Origin of the sequence: Sphingopyxis sp. GC21 (assembly GCF_025727575.1) — a bacterium.
Taxonomy (GTDB): Bacteria; Pseudomonadota; Alphaproteobacteria; order Sphingomonadales; family Sphingomonadaceae; genus Sphingopyxis; species Sphingopyxis terrae_A.
The window spans coordinates 132,704-151,546 of record NZ_CP095845.1; the positions used below are offsets into that span (position 1 = coordinate 132,704).

17 protein-coding genes are annotated in these 18,843 nt (G+C 61.1%); 11 read left to right on the plus strand and 6 right to left on the minus strand.

Annotated elements, in window-relative coordinates; all coding sequences use genetic code 11:
- The first annotated feature begins 27 nt into the window (after positions 1–27).
- The 5 genes from MU856_RS00605 (at position 28) to MU856_RS00625 (ending at position 7,177) form a co-directional block, all read left to right on the plus strand.
- Positions 28–1,203 carry an MFS transporter gene (locus MU856_RS00605; RefSeq protein WP_263588195.1) on the plus strand — a complete coding sequence of 392 codons (1,176 nt, stop codon included), beginning with the start codon at positions 28–30 and terminating at the stop codon, positions 1,201–1,203.
- A 560-nt stretch (positions 1,204–1,763) separates the two neighbouring features.
- A complete protein-coding gene (locus MU856_RS00610) occupies positions 1,764–2,402 on the plus strand; it encodes a hypothetical protein (protein WP_263588196.1) in 639 nt (212 codons plus the stop codon).
- On the plus strand, positions 2,395–3,396 hold the full coding sequence (locus MU856_RS00615) for a nucleotidyltransferase domain-containing protein (protein WP_263588197.1): 1,002 nt from the start codon (positions 2,395–2,397) through the stop codon (positions 3,394–3,396). The genes MU856_RS00610 and MU856_RS00615 overlap by 8 nt, the downstream gene beginning before the upstream one ends.
- Positions 3,397–4,013: 617 nt before the next feature.
- A complete protein-coding gene (locus MU856_RS00620) occupies positions 4,014–4,988 on the plus strand; it encodes a hypothetical protein (RefSeq protein WP_263588198.1) in 975 nt (324 codons plus the stop codon).
- On the plus strand, positions 4,985–7,177 hold the full coding sequence (locus MU856_RS00625) for a hypothetical protein (protein WP_263588199.1): 2,193 nt from the start codon (positions 4,985–4,987) through the stop codon (positions 7,175–7,177). The genes MU856_RS00620 and MU856_RS00625 overlap by 4 nt, the downstream gene beginning before the upstream one ends.
- A gap of 85 nt (positions 7,178–7,262) precedes the next feature.
- Here MU856_RS00625 and MU856_RS00630 read toward each other — a convergent pair whose 3' ends face one another.
- Both MU856_RS00630 and MU856_RS00635 read right to left on the minus strand, forming a co-directional pair.
- Positions 7,263–8,678: an argonaute/piwi family protein gene (locus MU856_RS00630; protein ID WP_263588200.1), complete on the minus strand. Its 1,416-nt coding sequence runs from the start codon at positions 8,676–8,678 to the stop codon at positions 7,263–7,265.
- Complete coding sequence (locus MU856_RS00635) at positions 8,678–9,094, minus strand: hypothetical protein (protein WP_263588201.1); 417 nt, start codon at positions 9,092–9,094, stop codon at positions 8,678–8,680. Before MU856_RS00635 ends, MU856_RS00630 begins: the two co-directional genes overlap by 1 nt.
- A 292-nt stretch (positions 9,095–9,386) precedes the next feature.
- Here MU856_RS00635 and MU856_RS00640 point away from each other — a divergent pair.
- Positions 9,387–10,750 (plus strand): IS3 family transposase gene (locus tag MU856_RS00640; RefSeq protein ID WP_409372266.1). Its coding sequence is split into 2 segments (ribosomal slippage): positions 9,387–9,734 and positions 9,737–10,750, totalling 1,362 coding nucleotides; the frame shifts between segments, so codons are not numbered across the junction.
- Positions 10,751–10,752: 2 nt separating this feature from the next.
- Here the strand turns inward: MU856_RS00640 and MU856_RS00645 are convergent.
- The 4 genes from MU856_RS00645 to MU856_RS00660 all read right to left on the minus strand — a co-directional run bounded on the left by MU856_RS00645 (position 10,753) and on the right by MU856_RS00660 (position 15,123).
- Entirely contained in the window at positions 10,753–11,973 is a 1,221-nt protein-coding gene (locus MU856_RS00645) for an SIR2 family protein (protein WP_263588202.1), read from the minus strand.
- Positions 11,974–12,222: 249 nt separating this feature from the next.
- Positions 12,223–13,059, minus strand: a complete 837-nt coding sequence (locus MU856_RS00650; RefSeq protein WP_263588203.1) for an NYN domain-containing protein — start codon at positions 13,057–13,059, stop codon at positions 12,223–12,225.
- Positions 13,056–13,979, minus strand: coding sequence for a nucleotidyltransferase and HEPN domain-containing protein (locus MU856_RS00655; RefSeq protein WP_263589005.1), 924 nt, complete (start codon positions 13,977–13,979; stop codon positions 13,056–13,058). Before MU856_RS00655 ends, MU856_RS00650 begins: the two co-directional genes overlap by 4 nt.
- A 265-nt stretch (positions 13,980–14,244) precedes the next feature.
- Positions 14,245–15,123, minus strand: coding sequence for a sterol desaturase family protein (locus tag MU856_RS00660; protein WP_263588204.1), 879 nt, complete (start codon positions 15,121–15,123; stop codon positions 14,245–14,247).
- A 70-nt stretch (positions 15,124–15,193) separates the two neighbouring features.
- Here MU856_RS00660 and MU856_RS00665 point away from each other — a divergent pair, with 70 nt between their 5' ends.
- Genes MU856_RS00665 through phhA form a run of 5 tightly spaced genes read left to right on the plus strand, consistent with a single transcriptional unit; the run spans position 15,194 to position 18,841 of the window.
- Positions 15,194–15,844: a Crp/Fnr family transcriptional regulator gene (locus tag MU856_RS00665; RefSeq protein ID WP_263588205.1), complete on the plus strand. Its 651-nt coding sequence runs from the start codon at positions 15,194–15,196 to the stop codon at positions 15,842–15,844.
- Between the two features lies 1 nt (position 15,845).
- On the plus strand, positions 15,846–16,628 hold the full coding sequence (gene modA / locus MU856_RS00670) for a molybdate ABC transporter substrate-binding protein (RefSeq protein ID WP_412072806.1): 783 nt from the start codon (positions 15,846–15,848) through the stop codon (positions 16,626–16,628).
- On the plus strand, positions 16,628–17,323 hold the full coding sequence (gene modB / locus MU856_RS00675; protein ID WP_217373097.1) for a molybdate ABC transporter permease subunit: 696 nt from the start codon (positions 16,628–16,630) through the stop codon (positions 17,321–17,323). Before modA ends, modB begins: the two co-directional genes overlap by 1 nt.
- Positions 17,313–17,933, plus strand: a complete 621-nt coding sequence (locus MU856_RS00680; protein WP_186401184.1) for a molybdenum ABC transporter ATP-binding protein — start codon at positions 17,313–17,315, stop codon at positions 17,931–17,933. The genes modB and MU856_RS00680 overlap by 11 nt, the downstream gene beginning before the upstream one ends.
- A 38-nt stretch (positions 17,934–17,971) precedes the next feature.
- Complete coding sequence (gene phhA, locus MU856_RS00685) at positions 17,972–18,841, plus strand: phenylalanine 4-monooxygenase (protein WP_062901058.1); 870 nt, start codon at positions 17,972–17,974, stop codon at positions 18,839–18,841.
- Positions 18,842–18,843 lie beyond the last annotated feature (2 nt).

An 18,843-nucleotide genomic window follows, 5' to 3' on the forward strand; every position in this document is an offset into this window, starting at 1 on the left:
ACCAAACCTGCTGATCAGGAGATCCCCATGACCAACGATCTTCGCCCATCGATGGATAATGCGCTGACCTTTTCGATGGCCGCTGCCGCCGGAATCGCGGTTGCCAACATCTATTACAACCAGCCGATGCTTGCGATAATGGAGCGCGATCTGCCCGGACCGGTTACGGCACTCGTCCCGACCGCGACCCAACTTGGTTATGCCGCCGGCCTCTTCCTGCTCGTACCGCTCGGCGACCTTGTCGAGCGCAGGCGGCTTATCGCCATGCAGTTTGGAGCCCTGGCTCTCGCGCTCGCCGCCGCTGCAATCGCACCGGGAGCAGCCATGCTCGTCCTCGCATCGCTGCTTCTCGGCGCGGCGGCGACGGTCGCCCAGCAAATCGTACCCTTTGCTGCACATCTCGCTCCGCCCGAGCGGCGCGGAGCGATCATCGGCCGGGTCATGGCGGGCCTCCTCTGCGGCATCCTGCTCAGCCGGACCATTGCCGGCTTCATCGTCTCGACTGCGGGCTGGCGAGCCATGTTCTGGATTGCTGCGCCCGTCGCCTTGCTGAGCGGCGCCTGGATGGCCCGCAAACTGCCCATAAGCAGGCCCGAGACCAGTCTGACCTATGGTTCGCTGATGCGCTCGCTGATCCATCTGTGGAACGAATTTCCGGCCTTGCGGCTCGCCGCCGTGACGCAGGCGCTCGTATTCGGATCGTTCACTGTTTTATGGACGATCCTGGCCTTTCGTCTTGAAGAGCCGCGCTTCGGGCTTGGTGCCGATGTCGCTGGCCTATTCGGTATTGTCGGCGCCGTCGGCATACTCGCGGCGCCGCTCGCCGGGCGCATCGCCGACCGGCAGGGACCGCACCGGATGATTTTGGCAGGCACGGCGCTGACATTCGCTTCCTGGGCGATCTTCGGTCTCTGGACCTCGCTGGCAGGGCTGATCGTCGGGGTGATCCTGCTCGATTTCGCGGTGCAGGTTTCGCTCGTTTCCAACCAGCACCTCGTTTACGCGCTCCGCCCCGATGCCCGGGCACGTCTCAACACCATCTTCATGGGCACCATGTTTCTTGGCGGCGCGGCCGGTTCAGCTGCTGCTGCCCCCGCCTGGCTCGCCTTCGGATGGCCAGGGACCGTGGCAATCGGGCTGGCGCTCGCCGGCGCTGCAACAATCCTGCAGTCGCTGTCTTGGAGGCTTACGCGGTCGTGCTGATGGTGGCCGCTTGCGGTCGGTCTGCTTTCGAGACGAAAATCTCGACAAGCAGACGTTCATGACAAAATGCTTGACGATGACCGAAAATCACCGTTTTCGAGTGTTTATCCGCGATGCTGGCGCACCGCGCGTGGCGGCTGGTTCGCAGCGGCGAGCGCGAGAGCCGCGATCAGGCCCGCCCACCTGCTCCCAAGGTGACCTTCGCCGCCGGGCTCATTTCTGTTCTTTTTTCGGGAGTTGCCTCTACCGGGCACGGCAACGATTGGCGCTCGCGCCGCCCTTTGCCTCATCTTGGAGGTCTAGTTCCTTCGTGACACGCCCCTAAACGTCTTTGAATCCTGCAGGCACCGGGACTAGGTCCGATCGATAATTGGCTCATCGGAATGTTCGCGATCGGGACGGCCCGCAATGTGATTGAGGACCTTGGCGAGAGAACGGACGCGAAGTTGTTTCTGAGGTTGAGCGCCGCACGCTTCTCGTCCACTGGTTGCCGATGACAAGCCCTAGCCTCCCGACTCAGATTATTTCATCCCGACGCCTCGATGCCGGGAGGGCGCGCCGTGCCGGCTAACGCACCGATCAACGTCACGGTAGGATATCCCGAAGCCGCGTCCCAAGGCTATGACGTCTATTTTTCGGCCGACGTCGAAACCGATGGTCCCATCCCGGGGCCTTATTCAATGCTCTCTTTCGGCCTCGTCTATGCCGGAGCATATGACGGGACGACCTTCTATCGGCCGCCGGAATATCTCGAGAAATATTATGTCGAGCTCCGTCCGATTTCCGATGATTTCGAGCGCGAAGCGCTGGCCGTCAACGGGCTGGATCGCGCTGCTCTTATCGAGCGAGGTGCGGATCCGATCACAGCCATGACGGACGCAGCGAATTGGGTACGACAGCGTGCAGGCATCGGATCCCCTGTCATCGTCGCCTACCCGCTGAGTTTCGACTGGATGTGGCTCTATTGGTACTTCATGCGATTTTCAACGACCGGGTCGCCGTTCGCTCACTCACGGGGATTTGACACCAAGACGGCCCTCTCAATCAAACTTCGCCGAATGATCAGCAAATCGGGTCGGTCGCGGATTCCGGAAACCGTGCGATCAAGCTTTCCCCACACGCACAATGCTTTGGATGACGCAATCGAACAGGCCGAAATATTCGCGAATGTCTTCGTGATGGAAGAAGGCCATGAGTGAGCTTTATCTTTTTTCGGCGCGTGCAAGCGCCTTGGAACGGCTGCAGCAGATAACGCGTGACCTGTCCGGCGCAAATGATGCCTTTGGAACAAGAGCATGCGTTTACGCCACGGGATCCTTTGGCCGTCTGGAGGCCGGCCCTGATAGCGATCTAGACTTGTTCATCGTCCTTGAGACGGATCCGAGCCCGCCTGGAAAACCGCTGCTCAACGCTGTTGATGAGATAAAGCTCAAAGGCGCGCTGATCAGCGCCGCAGAAAAGAACAAACTTGCCAAATTCGATGGCGGGGGTCGATTTCTGACGTCGCACAAAGTTGGGTCTTTCACAGAATGGCTCGGATCCAGCGAAGATGACTTCCGCAATACGTTGACCGGCCGGATGCTGTTGCTGCTCGAAAGCAAACCTCTCGTTGGTAATGATACCTACGCCAAGACGATCGACCTTGTGATTGCGAAATATTTTCGCGACTATGCGGGTCACGAGGATGCGTTTGTTCCGTCATTTCTGTTCAACGACGTCATCCGGATGTGGCGGACTTTCTGCGTAAATTACGAATTCCACCGGAAAGAGGGCGATTCCCGTAACAAGATCAAGAATCTGAAGCTCAAATTTAGCCGGATGCTGACCTGTTATTCGGGGATCGTCTATCTCTTGGCGGTATATGCCCGGGACAACCGCGTGCGCCCTGACGATGTCAAGGCGATGATAGCGATCAGCCCAACCGAACGTCTGGAAGCGATCGTGGCAGCTGATTTTGGTTTGCCGGAAAACAGCGCCGCCACGCTGAAAGAGGCCGTCCACCACGCGCTGACGAGCTATTCAGAGTTTCTGGGTCTGACGCATTCCAAAAAAGCGGTCCAAATATACACTGAAGATGAGACCATGTGGCGTAAAAAGTCCTACGCCTTCGGCCGTTCTCTTTCGACAATGATTGATTGCCTTGGCGAAGTGTCACCGGAAGCGGACGGTCTTCGCAGGCTCATCCTAATTTGAAGGCAGTTGCCAACCGCCGTCAGATACGCTGTCCTCTCGAAATTCCACGCCCTGCCGACGTTGGAGGTCAAGGCGCGCGCCGCCGACGCCGAAGCCCCTTCACCTCCTAATTGCGACGGGGGCGCCTTCAGCCTATCTGAGGAGATCAAGCTTCTCGCAGGACGCGATAAACCTGTTCAGGAAATGATGATAAACGTTTCAGCGGCCCCGCCGCACCTGCCCAGCCTGCTCCACTATGAGATTGGCCGATTGCAGTCAGACCGCTTTCGCACGCTGATTTCAAGAAGCGGAAATAATGCCACCTCTTTGACCCGCCGGCCGAGGTCGCGTTGTACGTGATCGCAGCTTGAGGGGCTCACGCGGCAAAAACGCGTACGGAGCCGGATCAGCAATCGAGCAAGATGCTAGACCGGCAGAGCTGCTTGGGCCAAATCACCGGTGAGGAGGGCTGCGTGCGAATCGCTGGGCAATCGACGATCACGGCATATGAGCAGACGCTTCGAAATATCGCTCGGGCCGATACAAACGCGTCGCTCCGACTCCCTTCGCGTATCCGGACGTCGATCGGTGGGGGTGAAGCCGCGCTTGCGCAAGTTATTGTCACTTGGGCGCAGCGTATGGAGGAACCGCAGCTCGCGACCTTTTTGTCGAATCCGGCCCAAATCAATGATTTTGTACGTCGGTTGCCAGGCATCACCTCGGCCTTGTGCTGCAGCGCCGCCACGGCGATGGATGGCGCCACGTCGATCACTGAGCAGCTCATCGGCGCGGCGCTTGCACGCCTAGACGCCATTCAGGGGCAGCGTCCGAGATTGGGCTTTCGCGGATCGTCCTCGGAGATCGTCTGTGCGGATCATCTAGGTCGCGACCGACCGTATCTTCTTTATCTGCCCGGCCGGCATCAAAGAGGGGCTTTGAGGCCCCGAGAGAATTTTCGGGACCTTGCCCGCTGGCTCCTGACGCGGACGATCCCGGAGCCATATAGACCGCAGTTCGACCAAGAAGCAGCAGAAGCGATCGGCGCCATGCTGTTCGAGACTTTCAAAAATACCGAAGACCATGGCCTCGTCGACGCCGAAGGAAATCTTCTGCGAATATCCATTCGTGCAGTGAAAACGGACCATCATGCTATCAGGCCCGACACAGCGGCGCGATTGGCCGACGAATTTCCGCCGCTTGCGAACTTCTGCGCCATGCTGGCTCCGGCGCAAGACGCCGCCCATGCGCATCTATTCGAACTGTCGATCCTTGATTCAGGGCCTGGCTTCGCCTCGACCTGGACCGGCAAGCCCTTGGCAGAATTGTCGGAAGAGGAGGAAGAAACGGCTGTCCGCGAGTGCTTCGGCAGAGGCAGCGCGAAGGGCCAAGATCGGTTCGGCGAAGGTCTGCCCCATGTACTGCGTGTCCTCCAGCGACAGAGGGGATTTCTGAGGCTGAGGACCGGCCGGCAATCGTTCTACCTCGATTACGGCGCGCACAATATTCCTGATGGCTATGCGCTGCAGCGCTTTGCGCCGCCCGGCACGGCACCGCTTGCCCCCGCGGCAGGCAGCCTTGTGACGATCCTCCTTCCGATGCGGCGCGGCCGATGAACTCGGTATACGCCTTCAGATTCGTCACCGGGCCTAAAGCCTCCGCGCGCGATGTGTTGATGGTCTTTTCGGCGACGCCCACGCTGGACGCTGAGGCGCTGGCGACCGTCGTTGAGGCCGAGATCGAAGCAAATCTGGTGCCCGACGAATTATTCATCGTTGTCCGCGAACCGCAATTCGATGCAGCGCGGGCCGACCTCGCGGCGGCGCCGCTCCATACTGCAACCCTTGCCCGCCTGCGCGACCGCGCCACAGTCACGCTCGCCGGCTATAACAGGCGCGGCGAAGAGTGCCGGCGCGAGCATATCAAGGGCCCCGCAGCGACGCGTCGGATTGAGTTCGACGACTTCAGGCGGCGTGCTGTCACAAGCATTTTCAACCTTCGCCACGGGTTCGTCGAGTCGACGCCGACTTATCATTTCGAAAACCCGTCGGGTCGGCATACCGAACGATTCATCCGGCTTTCAAACATCCTCGCACGCGGTGCGGAGATCGCCTTTATTGGCTTCGCGGCGCTCCCGCACGTGCCTGAGGGTGCCCGCATCGCTTACCTCGATACACCATCGCTTTACGCGGTAGTCGCCGCGATCAACGAACAGCTCGCTTCGTTCGAGGGCATCGCGCCGATATTGGCCGACAATTTCTCGTCCTACGCGGGCGTCGAGGATTATCGCTTCACGCAAATCGCCGACGCATTCGTGCTTATTTCCGCGTCGTCCAGCGGAAGCCTCGCGCGGCATCTGATCGAGCAACACGGCTTCGAGCCGGGGCAGATCGCCCACCTGCTGTTTCTCGGCGATGACAAGAGCAAATCGAGGATTGTCTGCGACCTATCGCGGTCGGACACGCGCAATCCCGAAGGCGTCGACAAATTGCCCGAGGTCGAGGAAGAAGCGCGCTGCCGGATGTGCCGGGGCGGTTCCTTCGCGATCAAGTTGAAGGGCGACCAGTTCGAATTTGCGGGGCCTCAGCAGGATCCCTTACTCATCGGGAAAAATGACGGACCAGACCGGCTTGCGGAATTGATGTCACGATATGCGGGGGGCGGCCTATTCGGAATCGGCTTCGGGAACAAGCCGGGCGCGCGGCAATTCAGCATCAACCATGCGGCATTGCTCGAACTTCCGGCCTTTCGCGACCGCCTCGATTACGCGCTACGCCGATCGCTCCCCGGGAGCGTCGAGCACGTCATTGCGATCGACGAATGGTCTGTCCCGATCGCGCGGCATGCCGCAGACTTCGCCGGCCGGGACATAAAGCCCCTTGGAAGGGACGACCTCTCACATATCCCAGCGGATACGACCTCGGCGATCCTCATTGCCGCTGCGGTGATCGAAAGCGGTCGAAGCCTGCTCGATATCAGCCGAGATCTGCGCAGCGTCGCCGCGAAGGCGCCGCTCCTTTATCTTGTAGGCTTCTCCAAGACGTCGGGCGAGGCACGGCGGGAAGCGCTGTCGCGCCATTTGGAACAGACGGTCAATCCTTTTCCCTACCAAATGATCGAAGTCGAGAAGATGGTCCTCCCGTCTTCGAGTGAAGACAACGCTTGGGATGCGGAGCTGCGCCTATTTCGCGATCCGGATGTCAGCGCCCTCATCCCGGACAATCTGAAGAGGGCAATCAACGCACGGGTCGAGATTCTGCGCCGCATCGCGTCGAGCACCAGCGCCGATCTCTTCGTCGCCAACTCAGGGAAGCGGTCGCTCACGCTGCAACCCGGATTTGTCTTCTGGCCCGATGGGCTACCCCGCGGACCGCATTCAGAGGCCGATATTTTCTTCACCATCGCTTCGGTTTTGCAAAATTTGCGTGCAAATGCAGGTCGCGGAAAAAAGCCAGCGATAAAAAGCAACTGGTTCCAACAAACTATCCTAGCGGCCGGCAACTTCGGCCGGTTCAACGACGACATAATTCAGGCGAGCATTCTACGCGCAGCGTATCCTGCGGAAATGAACTTCGCAGATGCGCCTGACGAAAGCCGCGACCTCGGGCGGCTCATTCGGCGCGTCATCCTGTCGGCAGGAACCGCGCGGGGCGGTGCCGCGGCGGAGTTTCTCATTGCCCTTGCATCGAGACGGTTGCAGCTTCGATGGCCGGACCTCGAGGCTGTCCTTTCCGCGGAGCCCGGTAACTACCCGCTCGTCGCATTCCTACAGGTCGTCTGCCGTGCTCGGTTGCAGCCGACATAGGCGTCTCTGCAACCATCGCGCGATAATTTCCCCATTAAATTGCCCCGCCCTTAAATGGGCGCACATTCACATCTCTTTCGGAAGACTACATGAAATTTCGAAAATCGTAGACATTATCAACGATGTCCGGATTCTGCTGGAGAATAGAAGCGAAGCGGCTGGAATAGACCAACGAAACCGGCAGCTTCTTGTACAGCGTGTTGTTGTTCCAATCCATCTTCGTCAGGCCGAGAATACCCGCACAGGTATCGTGCCACCCGCCGCTTCCCGAAAAGCGCCTTACTAGGATCGGTGACGGCACTGGTTTCAGGGAACCTTCCTTGTAAACATCACCATTCGGCTTTGTCAGATGCACGCCTTTGACATTGCCTTGTGTCCACAAAAGCGCCTCGTCCTTCTCGAGAGGAATATATGTTCCACGCTCCACGGGGTATCCATGTGCGGACGGGCTCTGCCTCGTGTTGTACCAGATGCCCTTCCACTCGACGTCCTTCACAATCTGAATGAGTTCAACCTCGGTGCCGTCGCGGAAGCTGTCGAGTGCGCCCAGTATCTCCTCTTCGCGAAAGGGCGTGTTCTTGTGTATGGTTACCTTGCGCGGCAGCCGGCCGGTATGGCCACTCTGGTAGATGTTCAAACTTCGGGAGAGGACCGACTGCATCTCGTAGTAAGAGAGATAAGGGTTGTTGCGAGCGTCCTGTTCAAACCCGTTCGCATCGACGTCATAGGCCACGAAATTAAAGCCTGTTCCATCGGGATCAAAGATTTGGCTGCAACAGGTAGTGAAACTGGTACCGTCGGCAGTGGTTTTCATAGCGTAGCTGATGCCGACGAACGCCTCGTCAGGTGTGAGTCCTGTCAATTTCCACGGTGCCCCGCCAGCTTTGGCGTACAACGCGACGCTCAAACCCCACATCACATTTGCACGGCACGTGCGTTCCAAGCTCGACTGGCGTAGAATTTGAATTGGAATATTTGACGGCGCGCAGAACGCCTTCAGATAGTCATGAAAGTCGAAATTCTCGCCCTCGAAGCAAGCCGCCCATGCCTGCGGCAGGTACAGTAGCACGACGTCGAACTCTGTCCGCAATCCCCGTAGCAACGCGAGCGATTGAAACAGCTCACGCGCGAGTTCGACTTTCGCGCCGGCGCTTGCGTGAGCATCAAGGGAATCGGGCAGCGCAATTGTCGTGCGGTCGGTAGGGGGAACGAGCGGGGTACGAAATACCTTCTGGAAGCCAAGGTAGTCGGGATAATAGTTAGTTGCCTGCCGCGCCCGCGCCGTGTTGCTCAGCTCAGTGATCACGCGGCCGACTTGCGCCATGTCGCGCTGTCGAGCCACGACGGCCAATCGCACCTGACCGGGTATGTTGAGCTTCAGGCTAAACGGGCCATGCTCGATAAGCCCGACGAGCGGATGCTTATGTGTGCGCCCGAGATGGAAGAGGAGATCTGGCTCCGGCAGCTTCGAATATCCTGGGAGGCGGCTGTCGATGGCCATTATCCCCCCAATCCCATGGAAAAGCCTGTCCGGTTGCCGAACGTAAAGCTGGGATTGGCATCCGTCTCCACATCACCAAATGCCGAGACCTCGATAACTGCCCCTCGTTGTGCCGTGCCAGCAAGCACACCGATCCAAGCCGTCAGAATAGCGTCGAACTTCGCGTTCAGGCGATCCTTGCGACGTTCGTCGAGAAACTCGCGTGCGGCCTCTCTTGCCCGTGGCGGCCAAATCCAGATATCGGGATCGACCAGAAGCCAAAAAGCACCATGCTTCTGAGCAATCGAAATGCGTGCCGCCTCCGCCCAAAAGACCCGCTCGGGCGCCGGATGTTCGTCATCGATCGGCGCAAAGACACCTGAGACTTGTCCGGTTAATTTGCCGACTGCCGAAAAGAGGGGCTGCAGTGCGCTCATATCCGGCGCGTGCGCGTCGGCGATGAGAATGGGCGAATTGCTTCTTCGACGGATGAGCAACGGACGGCTTCGAGCGAGCGCCGTTGCAAGCCCCTCCTCCACGAACCCTTTAAGAGGAAGCGCATCTGAACCAATCAGATCAGAGGAGATGTCTACTCCTTCGATCTGTGCGGCATGTCCTTCGAATGCCTTCGCAACCGCGTCAGGTGTCCGCCGTCAGCGCCAATGGCACAGATTTGAGGTTGTGATTTAAGGAGGATTTGGGCTTCGTCGTAGTGACGAAGGAACGAAGATGAAGCCCAAATCCTCCTTGAAAAAATCGGCGCCGAAGGCCCCAGCTGAGCGGGTGGTGAAGGACATACGGCGTGCGACGCGCCGGCACTTCTCTGCAGAGGACAAAATCAGGATCGTGCTGGAGGGGCTGCGCGGCGAAGACAGCATCGCCGAGCTGTGCCGCAAGGAAGGCATCGCCCAGAGCCTGTATTACACCTGGTCGAAGGAGTTTATGGAAGCGGGCAAGCGTCGTCTGGCCGGCGATACCGCCCGAGCTGCGACCACCGGCGAGGTGCACGATCTGCGCCGCGAAACCCGTGCCCTGAAGGAATGCGTGGCCGACCTGACGCTGGAAAACCGTCTGCTCAAAAAAAGCATGATCGCGGATGGGGGCGACGAAGAATGAGGTATCCCGCATCTGAGAAGCTCGAGATCATCAGGATCGTCGAGCAGTCGCATCTGCCCGCCAAGCGGACGCTGGACCAGCTCGGCATCCCCCGCCGGACCTTCTATCGATGGTATGACCGCTACCTCGAAGGCGGGCCGGAGGCGCTAGAGGATCGGCCATCGGCGCCGAGCCGGGTGTGGAATCGCATCGGCAACGATATCCAGCAGCAGATCGTCGAGATGGCGCTGGACGAGTCCGAGCTATCGCCCCGCGAGTTGGCTGTGCGCTTTACCGACGAGAAGCGCTACTTCGTGTCGGAATCGACGGTTTACCGGCTTCTGAAAGCCCATGACCTGATCACCAGCCCGGCCTTCATCGTGATCAAGGCGGCCGATGCGTTCCACACCAAGACGACGCGGCCGAACGAGATGTGGCAGACCGACTTCACCTACTTCAAAATCATCGGTTGGGGCTGGGTGTATCTGTCGACCGTGCTCGACGACTTCTCCCGCTATGTCATCGCCTGGAAGCTTTGCACCACCATGCGCGCCGGGGACGTCACCGACACGCTGGAACTGGCGCTTGAAGCCTCGGGCTGTTCGTCAGCCAGGGTCGTGCAAAAGCCCAGGCTGCTCAGCGATAATGGTCCGAGCTACATCGCCGAGGAGCTGGCCCAATGGATCGGTGCCAACGGTATGAGCCATGTCCGCGGCGCCCCGATGCATCCCCAGACCCAAGGCAAGATCGAGCGCTGGCACCAGACCCTCAAGAACCGGATCCTGCTGGAAAATTACTTCCTGCCCGGCGATCTGGAGACCCGGATCGAGGCCTTCATCGACCACTATAATCACCGCCGATATCACGAAAGCCTCGGCAATGTGACGCCCGCCGACACCTACTTCGGCAGGGCAGACGCCATCATCCAACAGCGCGAAAGGATCAAACGGAAGACCATCGAACACCGACGCTTGCAGCACCGCAAGCTCGCCGCTTAATATCAACCCCAGGACGAGGCCCGCGCTCCGCTAATCAACGCCGCGATCTGCGCCAAATGTTCTGACGACAGACACGCGTCAGGGTCGCCCCAGCAAAGGATGTTCGGAGCCTTGGTGACGAGAATTCTACTCTCCGCCTCCGATTGAATTGATCGCAGCGTCGCCCAGTCGATATCTTGGCGGGGCCGCACCGCAAGAGCCCGCCTGGGCAAGACCGCGATTGGAACGGCATTTAAGCGTAGCAATGGGGGCATCGATCCATGCGAAGGCACAGCAATGCTGACGGCTGCCGGCAATGACTTGCGCACCTTGGCATCCAGATCGGGGGGCCGTGAGGGCAGGTTCCTCCACATGCGCAGCATTAGTGCATCAAAGGTATCCACCTCGACATAGGCAGCCCGTACGCCCATAGCGACCGCCGCTTCGATCAACTCCGCGACAGCAGGCAACACGGGAGCGCCGCGCATCCCAGTCCAAAAGAGGCCATGAGGAAAGGGATTGGGCCGTGCAAGCGCAAGTCGAAACAGGTTCATCACGCTCTCGTCCCGGCCACTGTAGCCTGCGACGATAAAGCCAAACCGCCCTGCGGCTGTCAGTAGGCACTCTGCCAGTGCCGCATCCTGCTGCGCAAGGTCGACAGAAAGATTCTTGACGCTCTCGTACCGAAAATCACCGTGAAGCTTGCAATAGATCGGCCATTCCTCGTTCGACAACGCTTGGTTGGCTGCGGTTGACCCTTCCAAGTGAAATGCGCTGATTGAACGACCGCTGATCTCTGCGACGGCTCGCTCAACGACGCTGTCGAAGTTCGTTGTAAACACGATGCGGGTCAGCGCGGCTGAAAGCAGCGCGCCCATGACACGATTGCCTGCAGTGAGCCTGACCTTGTCCTCGGCGAGGATCGCGCGGAGATAAGCGCTCTGACGTTCGCGATCGGTGCCGAAGATCTTCTCGAAATAGGTACTGTATTCTTCGTCTGCCCAGAGCGGTGGAAAGCCACGCGAATCCATAAAGGACTGAATCCGTGCCGTAACGGCTGGGAGCTGCATGTCTTGGCGGCTCACATCTTGGTTCTCTTCGCGGCAATAGAAGCGCCGCTTCAAATCCCAGATGATATCGGTCGCTGTTGGCAGCCCGGACATTCGCGACGCGCCAGCGCCAAGAAACCAAGCGAAGGCTTGCGGCCTAGCAATAAAATGATCCGTCAGTTCCCCCTGATTCATCCAACTATTGTGCAAAAGACGACAGAATAAATCCAGTAGCGATCGCTGCATTATGGACTCTCAGAGAGCGCAGCGCAAAGACGCTATAATGCCCGCTGATCGCGTACGTCGTAATGTTTAGGGCGCAGTTTTTCCACGCCGGCAGCATCAATACCCCGTCCGCTTTTGGGGTGTGATCTATGTGGGCCGCTACGGCCGACATGAGGCGCGAAGCGGACGTGTCACCGAGCAGCAACCAGATTGAGACGATCAGGATGCCGGCTTGGCTGCGCGGTCCTTGTTCCGCTTGTCGGCAACGAAGCTGTGGCCGCCTTCGCCCTTAACGATCTCGAATAGCCCGGTTGCCTCAAACAACGCCGGAAAATTCTTGGCCCCGTAGTTTCTTGGATCGATCGGCGCCTGCCGCTTGACCGCGCTCCCGGCCGCCGACATCGATGCCCATCCGTCGTCACGCGCTGATGCCTCAACGGCACCGCGCAGGATCGTTACCAGCTTGGTGTCCTGCGCAAGTTTCTTGTTGGTGGCCTTTGCGGGCGGCGTAGCAGCCTTTGCCGAATCCTTGGCCTTTGGCGGCTTCGATTCGGATGGCTCGGACGGTGCCGCAGGTATATCGACGCCATCGAGATTATCGAGGTAGAGGAATGTCGTGCAGGCATTGACGAACGGACTGGGCGTTTTCCGTTCGCCGAAGCCGTAGACTTCATGACCATTGGCGCGAAGCTGCATTACGAGCGGCGTGAAGTCGGCATCGCTCGAAGCGAGGCAAAAGGCATCGAGCTTTTGGGTGTAGAGAAGCTCCATCGCATCGATCACCAGCGCGATGTCGGTGGCATTTTTCCCCGTGGAATAGTTGAACTGCTGGATCGGACGGATCGCGAAATCGTGAAGCTTGTCTTTCCAACCCTTCAGACTATCGCTTGCCCAATTGCCGTACGCGCGGCGAATGTTCGCCGTCCCATATTTGGAAAGCTCGGCCAGCATCGCTGCGATCTTGGCGTGTGAAACATTGTCGGCATCGATCAGCAACGCGATCTTGCGGTCCGCAATCGCCCGCGCGCGATCATTGCTTTCGGACGCCTCTGTCATGTGGGTACCCCCTCTTCCAAAGCGGCAATCCGCTCCGAGCAAACCGCGTGAACCGCGCGACCGAGTTCCTCGACGCAGCCGCCGAGCCATGTCAGCTCCTCTTCGGTGATGCGATAATGCTTCGAATAGCGGGCCTTAACATAGGCCTCCTTCAGCTTTTCGAAGCGAGACCGATCCGATTTTAGTTCGCGCGGCCAAGCGTCGACGAGGCGCATATCAATCCGCTCAGCTTGCGTGCGGAGAAACCCGAGATTGTGCACATGCGGCGAGTAGAAAGTGCAGACCAGTAGAACGCAGTGATAAAGAGTTTCGGTCGTTTGATGAAGGAGGAAAGCGGCCTCCTTTGAGAACGACTGGTCTATCGCATCTTGCGCAAGTTTCGATTTGCGCATCGCCGCCGGAAACCACTCCTCAAAATACTCCTGCGCCATCGCCAGAGCCTGCTCGGGCGTCTTCGGCTTGGGCTGGTGCAGTTCTTTGTCGTCTGCCTCGTAAAGCGCGATCCCGTCGCGCGCGACGTCCATGAAGAAATACCGCCCGTGCGCGAGCCCGTCGTTCACTTCCTGCAGGGTATGGACGATGAAATTCACCGGTGTCTTGAGGGTCCGGTCGATTAGAAGTTCCCGGGTCAGCCGGTCGTCAAGCTTCGACCAGACATCGACCTTGTCGATGAGCCGCTTGTCGTTGACGATGATGAGAAGGTCGAAGTCCGAGCGATAGCCCTTGGCGGTATGCGGCTCATCGACCCAGCCGCCGCGCGCATAGCTGCCATAGAGGATGATCTTGTCTATCCGCCCCTTCTTCTTCCAGCTCATCGTGCCGAGCGCCAATGCATCCTCGAACTCTTCGAAGATGATCTGCTTCACGCGTTCCAGCTCGCGCTGCTTGTTGGCTGGAAGATGATCGAGGTCGGTTTTCATCGCTGGCGGCACCCTGTCGGTGCGGCGGTCGCTTGGCAAGGTCGAAGCGGCGCTAACGCCGACAGAATTGCCACCACCTGCGGTTCTTTCTGCGGGCGGCCTGCGCGATGACCCGCAGACTGAGGTCATCGCTTCCTCGACCTCAGTAATGCTGACGCCATGGCGCTCGGCAAGCTGGCGGAGAGCTGAACCGCCAACCGGCAAACGGCCCGGCATCCCCCCACAGGTGCCGGGCCGCGCGCTGGCGGGACGTGCTGCGACCCGTTCAGCCCGCCGCGACCGCATGCGGTTCGCTGGTCCCCGGCACGGCGCCGGGGATGACCGCATGCATATCCTTGTTCTCGGGAAAGATCGGCCACAAAAGCTGCTGGCCCAGCGTGGCCGGCGGCAGATTTTCGACGCCATAGCTTTGCGGATAGCTGCGCGTGATCTTGGCGGTGCCGAACAGCACGTCCCAGAAAAACAGAAGATTGCCGAAATTGCCCTTGTAGTTGACCGCCGGGTCGTCGGCGTGGCGGCCGTGATGCGCATGATGCGTTGCGGGGGTGCTGATCGTGCGTTCGACGACCCACATCACCGGCGCGAGCGCCCGGATGCGATAGAGCGGCGCATCCCAGGCGACGTCGCTGTGCGCGCCGATGATCACCGCCATCTTCACGACGAGATAGAAGGCGTAGAACCAGCCGAGCCCGAGGTAGACGAGCACCCCGGCAAACCAGATGCTCGGCATCATCGCATAATAGATGATGTTGTTCCGGTAGACGAGCCGGACGCTCATATAGCGGGCATTATGGTGCGCGCGGTGCAGGTTGTAGAGCCAAGCGGTGCTGTGCGACGCGCGGTGCCACCAATATTGCATCATGTCTTCAAAGACGAGGAACATTGCGAGCGCGGCGTACCAGGGGGCGTGCGCCAGCGCGCCTTCATATTGCGGAAACCAGGCGTGGCCGAGCGCGCCGACGATCAGCAGGATTGCGGGCTGGGTCGCGATGAGCAGCGTGAAGGTGCTGACGATTTCGATGATGCCGTCGTGGCGCGACTGTTCGGACTTGGCGAACAGGCGCGTGCGGATCAGCTCGAGCAGGCAGAAGCCGACATAGATTGCAACGACGATCAGGCTCGACTGGGCCGAGGTAAGCTGCATCCCGATTCTCCCGCTATGGCCCCGTGCCACTTGTCTTTCGCGGCGTGGTGGCACAGAAACCTACTCGACAATGCAAAGAAGTTATCAATTGGCTCTTGCCGAGCGAACGCGCCTGTCGGGCTCCGAACGCGACCGGCTGCTCGCGATGACGTCGCCGCGATCCTTTGCGGATGGTCAGTTCGTTCAGCATCAGGGCGATCCTGGCGATGCCTTCTGGGCCGTGATCGAGGGGCATGTACTCGTCGGACGTTATGCGGAGGATGGCGCGTTCACCGCCTTTGCCGTGCTGGGGCCGGGCGATATCTTCGGCGAGCTGGCCTTCTTCACCGGGCTCGAACGCCAGGTCGACGCGATTGCCAGCGGTCCGGCGCGGCTGGTTGCCATCGACCGCCCGGTGCTTCGCGCGCTGATGACCGCCGACATCGGCTGGGCCGAGCTGCTGCTGCGCAGCCTGGGCCGCCAGCTTGCGGTGTCGCTCGACATCATCGATGCCGAACGGCGGCTGCCCGTCGCCGAACGGCTGGCGCGGCTGCTCGCGGCGATGGCCGCCGACGCCGCCGACGGGATGACGGTGCGCGCGACGCAGCAACAGCTCGCCGATCTGCTCGGCGTCTCGCGCGTCACGCTCGGCGCCGCGCTGCGCGATCTGTCGGCGCGCCGGACGATCGAGCGCGGCTATCGCCATGTTCGCGTCCTGCCGCCGCTTTCGCGCCCGGCGTAGCATGGCTATGGTCGCCGCCATGACGATCCTCCGGCGCCTGCTCCTCCTCCTTGGCCTGACCATCTGGGCGCCCATGGCGGCAGCGGCCGAGCGCGGGCCGCTGATTCTTGCGGCGGCCAGCCTTCAGGAATCCCTGACCGACGCCGCCGACGCTTGGGCGGCGCAGGGGCATGCGCGCCCCGTCCTGTCCTTTGCGGGATCGTCGGCGCTCGCGCGGCAGATCATGGCGGGGGCGCCCGCCGACCTGTTGATCTCCGCCGACGAGCCCTGGATGGACGCGGTCGGCAAGGCGGGACTGCTGCGTCCCGGCACGCGCGCCAATCTGGTCGGCAACCGGCTCGTGCTGATCGCCCCCAGGGCGAGCAGGCTGCACCTTGTCCCCGCGCGCGGCTTCGCGCTGGCGCGCGCGCTCGGCGGCGGGCGGCTGGCGGTTGCCGATCCGAACGCGGTGCCCGCGGGCAAATATGCCAAGGCGGCGCTGACCGCGCTCGGCGTGTGGGGCGATGTGGCGAAAAAGCTCGCCCCGGCCGAGAATGTCCGCGCCGCACTGGCGCTCGTCGAACGCGGCGCCGCGCCGCTCGGCATCGTCTACGCCACCGATGCGCAGGCGTCGCACGCGGTGCGCGTCGTTGGCACCTTTCCGGCCGCCAGCCATCCGCCGATCCGTTATCCGCTGGCGCTGCTCAAGACGTCGCGCAGCGGCGAGGCCGCAGCGTTCCGCGCGTTCCTGTTGTCGCGGCAGGCGCGCGCGATCTTTGCGCGCCACGGCTTCACGGCGCCCTGATGCTGTCGGCCGAGGAGTGGGGGATTGTTGCGCTGTCGCTCAAGGTCGGCGGGGTCGCAGTGCTCGCGACGCTGCCGCTTGCCTTCGCGCTCGCCTGGGTGCTCGCGCGCTATCGCTTTCCGGGGCGGCTGCTGCTCGACGCGCTGGTCCATCTCCCGCTCGTCCTGCCGCCAGTCGTCACCGGCTGGCTGCTGCTTGTCGCCTTCGGCCCGCTCGGCCCGATCGGCAGCCGGCTGCAGGAGTGGCTCGGCGTCACGCTGATGTTCCGTTGGACCGGCGCCGCGCTGGCCGCCGCGATCATGGCGCTCCCGCTGATGGTACGCGCGATGCGCCTGTCGATCGAGGGGATCGACCGGCGGCTCGAAGGCGCGGCGCGGACGCTGGGGGCGGGGCGCTGGCACGCCTTCCGGACGGTCAGCCTGCCACTCGCTCTGCCCGGCGTGCTGGCGGCGCTCGTGCTCGGCTTCGCCCGCTCGATCGGCGAGTTCGGCGCGACCATCACCTTCGTTTCCAACATTCCCGGCGAAACACAGACGCTGCCGCTCGCCATCTATTCGGCGCTCCAGGTGCCCGGGGCGGAGGCGATGGTAACCCGGCTCGCGCTGCTGTCGGTCGCGCTGTCGCTCGGTGCGCTGATCCTGTCCGAGTGGCTGGTGCGGCGCACCCATGCCGAAAGGGCGCGGCATGGCGATTGATATCGACGTCGAAAGGCGCTTCGGCGCGAGCGTCATCGCGGCGCAGTTCACGGCCGAAGCCGGACTGACCGCGCTGTTCGGGCCTTCGGGGGTCGGCAAGACCAGCCTACTCAACATGGTCGCCGGGCTGCTGCGCCCCGATCGCGGGCATATCCGTATCGGCGGACGGACATTGTTCGACGGCGCCACCGACCTGCCGCCCGAGGCGCGGCGCGTCGGCTATGTCTTTCAGGACGGGCGCCTCTTTCCGCATCGGCGCGTGAAGGCCAATCTCCTCTATGGCTGGCGTCTCGCCGATCCGGCTAATCGCTGGATGACGCTGGATGAGGCCGCCGATTTCCTGGGCATCGGCCATTTGCTCGGTCGCTGGCCGCAAAGCCTGTCGGGCGGCGAGGCGCAGCGGGTCGCGATCGGCCGGGCCTTGCTCGCGGCGCCGCAAATCCTGTTGATGGACGAACCGCTGTCGTCGCTCGACGCGGCGCGGCGCGACGACATCATGACGGTGATCGAACGGATACGCGACGAGCTGAAAGTGCCGATCCTCTATGTCAGCCACGATCGGGCCGAGGTCGACCGGCTGGCAACGCAAATCGTCGAGGTCGGCAAATAAAGTTTCACTTGAAACCATATTGATGGTAGATTGCACGCATGGAAAGCCAGTTTACGCACGTCCACGACACGCCGCCGCCGGGCGCCGCGGCGGATTGGACGATTTCGCAGGATTGGGACGCCTTTACCGCCGACGAGCATGCGATGTGGGACCGGCTGTTCGCGCGCCAGTCCGAGATGCTGCCGGGACGCGCCGCCGACGCCTTTCTGCGCGGGATCGACGTGCTCAAGCTCGAAAAGCCGGGCATCCCCGATTATCGCGAACTCAATGCGCGGCTGATGGCGGCGACGGGGTGGCAGGTCGTGGCGGTGCCGGGGCTTGTCCCCGATGACGTGTTTTTCGACCATCTGGCGAACCGGCGCTTCCCGGCGGGCAATTTCATCCGCACACCGCAGCAGCTCGACTATCTGCAGGAACCCGACGTCTTTCACGACGTGTTCGGCCATGTCCCGATGCTCGCCGACCCGATATTCGCCGATTATATGGTCGCTTATGGCGAAGGCGGCCTCAGGAGCCTGCAGTTCGACGCGCTGAAGCAGCTCGCGCGGCTCTATTGGTACACGGTCGAATTCGGGCTGATCCGCGAGAGCGGCGACCTGCGCATCTATGGCGCGGGGATCGTCTCGTCCTACGCCGAAAGCGTCTTCGCACTCGATTCGGACAGCCCCAACCGCATCGGTTTCGACCTCGCGCGCGTGATGCGCACCGATTACCGGATCGACGATTTCCAGCAGAATTATTTCGTGATCGATAGTCTGGACCAGCTTCTGGAGACGACGGTCAACACCGACTTTGCTCCGCTCTATGCCGCGAACGCCGCGCTGCCGCCGATCCCGATCGCCGACATCCTGCCGGACGATAGCGTCATCACCCGCGGCACGCAGGACTATGCGGCGGCGAAAGCCTGATT